Here is a 4,320-nt window from a genome sequence, read left to right as displayed (position 1 = left end):
GCAGCACCACGACCAGCGCCAACGCGATCGCGAACGCCACCACGTGCGTCACGGCCTCCGGGATCCCCAACGCCGTGAACGGCACCTCCAACTGGTGCGCCACCGCCGGCTCACCAAGACGCCCCAAACCCAGCGAGCACAGGGTGATGCCGAGCTGGGCGCTGGCGAGCATCAACGAGCCCTGCTGACTGGCCTTGATCACCACACGAGCCCGGGACTTGCCCTGCGCCGCCAACGCCTCCAACCGGTCCCGGCGCGAGGACAGCAACGAGAACTCCGCACCCACGAAGAACGCGTTCAACAACAACAGCACCACACCGAGCAGAATCGCGAACCCATCACTCATCGGGCCGCTCCCGTCGCCTCGGCGGGCTCGGGTTGGCGGGTCAGCCGCAGCTCGGCGATGCGGTTGCGGTCCATTCGGGACACCGTCAGCGTCCAGCCGTCCAGGGGCAGGCTGGCGCCGACCTCGGGGATGCGGCCGAGATCGGCCAGCACGTACCCGGCCACCGTCTCGTAGTCGTCGCCGTCGGGCATGGCCAAGCCGGTCGCCTCGACGAATTCGTCGGGGCGGAGCAGGCCGGAGATGATCCAGGTGCGCTCGTCGGCGCGGCGCACCGGGGCGACCTCCCGGCGGTCGTGCTCGTCGCGGACGTCGCCGATGATCTCCTCGACCACGTCTTCCAAGGTCACGATGCCGGCCGAGCCGCCGTACTCGTCGACCACGATGGCCAGCTGCAGGCCGGAGCCGCGCAGCCGGTTCAGCAGCGCGTCACCGGACAGCGTTTCAGGCACCTTCGGCACCGGCCGGGCCAGCGACTCGACCCCGGTGCTCTCGCGGCGGTCCGCCGGAACGGCGAAGGCCTGCTTGACGTGGACGACGCCGTGGATGTCGTCCAGATCGCGACCGTGCACCGGGAATCGCGAGAACCCGCTCCGCCGCGCCAGATCCAGCAACTCCACGACGCTGTCACCGACCTGAAGCGACTCGACCCGGACTCGCGGGGTCATCAGCTCCTCGGCGGTGCGTTCGCCGAACCGCAGCGAGCGGTCCATCAACTCCGCGGTGGCCTCGTCGAGGGTTCCGTGCTCGGCACTGGACCGCACGATCGACCCCAGCTCCTCCGGAGACCGTGCCGACCGCAGCTCTTCCTGGGGTTCGACGCCGAAACGGCGTACGACCCAGTTCGCGCTGTTGTTCATCCCGTCGATCAACCAGCGGAACACCTGCGAGAACCGCGCGTGGTAACCGGACACGGCGCGGGCTGTCGCCAGCGGGCGTGCGATGGCGAGGTTCTTCGGGACCATCTCCCCGAACACCATCGACAACGCCGTCGCCAACAAGATCGCCAACGTCAACGACACCGCCCCCGCCGCCGCGGCCGGCAACCCCACCGCCACCAGCACCGGACGGATCAACTCACCGATCAGCGGCTCGGCCACGTAACCGGTGACCAAAGTGGTCAACGTGATCGCGACCTGAGCACCGGAAAGCTGGAACGACAACGTGCGGTGCGCCCGTTGCACGGCCTTCGCGCGCTTGTCACCCACCGCGTTGACGTGGGCATCAACGGTGCTGCGCTCCAACGAGGTCAGCGAGAACTCGGCGGCGACCGCCAAACCCGTGCCGATCGTGAGCACACCGACGAAGGCGAGGCCGAGAACGGCCAACAAGATTTCGATCACCGGTCACCCCGTGGGTGGCCGCATGAGAACTGGGAAACGCCGGGATAACAACCCGGCTCGGTACTACCCCCGTCGGGGGATTGTGCCGCAGGCACTGAAGCCGTCACTCCTCGAAAAGGGAAAGATACGAGCCCGATTGTACCGTGATCGATTGCGCGGCAAGGAGAACAGCAAGCACCGTCACGCCCGGCCGAGCAGCGCGAGCAGCCTCGTCTGCTGGTCGGCGCCCAGCGGAACGTCACGCGGTGGGGCGAAGATGCCCAGGTCCTGCCAAGCCGACACCTGCGGGGCGAGCACGGTGTACAAGTCCGCCACCAGCTCGGGGTTCAGCTGCTCATCAGCACCGATGCCGCGGGCCAGGTCCCAGGCGTGCACCGCCAAATCGGCGGTCATCTGCCAGCCGTAGTCCTCGGCCGGGATGACTCCGCCGGTGACGTGCACCTCACCGCTGGTCGCGCCCGGCGCGTCCCAAGCCCGCCGCGCCGCGTCGGCGGCTCGGGTCCACGCCTTGATCGGATCGTTGCCCAGCACGTCCCCGTCGAAGCGGTCGCCGACCTCGTCGAGGGTGGCGCCGTCGAGCAACCACGGTGCCCACAGCTGTTCGCCGACGAGGTGATTCAGCAGGTCACGGACGTTCCACTCGGAGCACGGCGTAGGGTTGTCCCATTGATCCGCTTCGATGCGTTGCACCCGAGCGTCGAATTCCGCCATCGCGGTGCGGTGAGCTGCCAACAGCTGCACGATTCCTCCTGGGGCCGCAGTGTGAATCAGGTCACCACAACGTTCTCAGATGTTGGCTGACCTGCAGCTGACGGCCCCGAGCATGGCTCGACCGCCGTCGATGCGTCGTGCGCGACGAGGCGGGTTTACGCCCCGGTGGTCTGGGCCACTTCGGGGAGTCGTAACCTGCCGAGCAGTTTCTACGCGCCGGTAACCACCGGCTGGCACAACCGGAGGCGGCCACACCGCCTGGTCAACGAGAGGACGTGATCGTGAGTTCACCCACGGTTGCGGACGCACCGCAGAAGGGGTTCTTCGGACACCCGCGCGGCCTGTCGACGCTGTTCTTCACCGAGATGTGGGAGCGCTTCTCCTACTACGGGATGCGGGCGATCCTCGCCTACTTCCTGTACGCCTCGATCGCCGACGGCGGTTTGGCAATCCCGGAATCCACCGCGCTGTCGGTGGTCGGCGTCTACGGCGCCTCGGTGTACATGACGGGTGTGGTCGGCGGGTGGCTGGCCGACCGCGTGATGGGCTCGCAGGCCGCGGTGTTCTACGGCGGCGTGGTCATCATGCTCGGCCACATCTGCCTGGCCCTGCCCGGTGGCGTGGCCACGGTGGTGCTCGGCCTGGTGCTGCTGGTCATCGGCACCGGCCTGCTCAAGCCGAACGTGTCGGGCCTGGTCGGCGGCCTCTACAGCGACGACGACGTCCGTCGCGACGCCGGCTTCTCGATCTACTACATGGGCATCAACCTGGGTGGCTTCCTCGCCCCGTTCGTCGCGGGCACGCTCGGTGAGCGAGTCGGCTGGCACTGGGGCTTCGGCGCCGCTGCGGTGGGTATGGCGATCGGCCTGATCCAGTACTCGCTGGGCCGCAAGAACCTCGGTTCGGCCGGGCTCAAGCCGGTCAACCCGCTGCCCGCGGAGCACAAGGGCCGCGTGCTGGGCCGCGCGATCGGCATCGCCGTGCTGTTCGTCGTGGTGCTCGGCGGCCTGTCGGTGAGCGGTGTCATGGGCCTGGGCGGCCTGGTCAACGTCGTCAGCATCATCTCCGCGGTGCTGCCGATCGCCTACTTCGCGGTGATGCTGTCCAGCAAGCAGATCACCAAGGTCGAGCGGGACCGGCTGATCGCCTACATCCCGCTGTTCCTGGCCACCGCGCTGTTCTTCCTGCTGTTCGAGCAGCAGCCGAACACCCTGGCCAACCTGGCCGAGGCGGACACCGAGCTGAACGTGCTCGGGTTCGAGGTGCCGGCTTCCTGGTTCCAGTCCATCAACTCGCTGGCGATCATCATCCTGGCGCCGGTGGTGGCCGCGCTGTGGATGAAGCTGGGCAGCCGCCAGCCCTCCACCCCGCAGAAGTTCGTCGGCGGCCTGTTCTTCGTCGGCGTCGCGTTCCTGTGGGTCGTGCTGTCGAAGGTCGTCGTCGGCGACGGCAAGCACCTGCCGCTGATGCTGGCGCTGGTGTTCGTGATCATGACCGTCGGTGAGCTGCTGCTCTCCCCGGTGGGCCTGTCGGCCAGCACCAAGCTGGCGCCGAAGGTCTTCGCCTCCCAGACCATGGGCCTGTACTTCCTGGCCCCGGCGATGGGCCAGGGCCTGGGCGCCCAGGTGGTGAAGCTCTACTCGGTGGACAACCAGCAGATCTACTTCGGCATCGTCGGCCTGGCCACCATCGGCTGCGCCGCCCTGCTGCTCGTGTTCGCCAAGAGCATCAAGAGCAAGATGCACGGCGTTCTCTAAAACTGTCTGAAGCGCTCACTCTGCTTATCGGTGCAAGTGGCGGAACCTCAGCGCCCGCCTGGACTCCGGGTGCCCGGCTTTATGTATGCCAATACACGGCAGTCGGGCCGTCCTCGCCAGGCGAACGCTGAGAACCCGCGGCGGTGCCAGCGCTGAGGGTGGGCTA

General features: G+C 67.7%; 4 protein-coding genes. 1 reads left to right on the top strand and 3 read right to left on the bottom strand.

Annotated elements, in window-relative coordinates:
• The 3 genes from OU415_RS37890 to OU415_RS37880 all read right to left on the bottom strand — a co-directional run.
• Window positions 1-346 (bottom strand): CNNM domain-containing protein (locus OU415_RS37890; RefSeq protein ID WP_270954452.1); only part of this gene is annotated, 346 nt, incomplete at its 3' end.
• Window positions 343-1,683 (bottom strand): hemolysin family protein, encoded by a 1,341-nt coding sequence (locus OU415_RS37885; RefSeq protein ID WP_270954622.1) that lies wholly within the window; start codon window positions 1,681-1,683, stop codon window positions 343-345. The genes OU415_RS37890 and OU415_RS37885, both read right to left, overlap by 4 nt.
• A 183-nt stretch (window positions 1,684-1,866) precedes the next feature.
• Window positions 1,867-2,427: a TIGR03086 family metal-binding protein gene (locus tag OU415_RS37880; RefSeq protein ID WP_270954621.1), complete on the bottom strand. Its 561-nt coding sequence runs from the start codon at window positions 2,425-2,427 to the stop codon at window positions 1,867-1,869.
• Window positions 2,428-2,678: 251 nt separating this feature from the next.
• Between OU415_RS37880 and OU415_RS37875 the strand changes: the two genes are divergently transcribed.
• Window positions 2,679-4,154 (top strand): peptide MFS transporter, encoded by a 1,476-nt coding sequence (locus OU415_RS37875; RefSeq protein ID WP_270954620.1) that lies wholly within the window; start codon window positions 2,679-2,681, stop codon window positions 4,152-4,154.
• The last annotated feature ends 166 nt before the right edge of the window (window positions 4,155-4,320 follow it).

The organism is Saccharopolyspora oryzae, assembly GCF_027853915.1.
Taxonomy (GTDB): domain Bacteria; phylum Actinomycetota; class Actinomycetes; order Mycobacteriales; family Pseudonocardiaceae; genus Saccharopolyspora; species Saccharopolyspora oryzae.
Note: the sequence above shows the minus strand (reverse complement) of the source record. Positions and strands in the feature narration are given on the sequence as shown.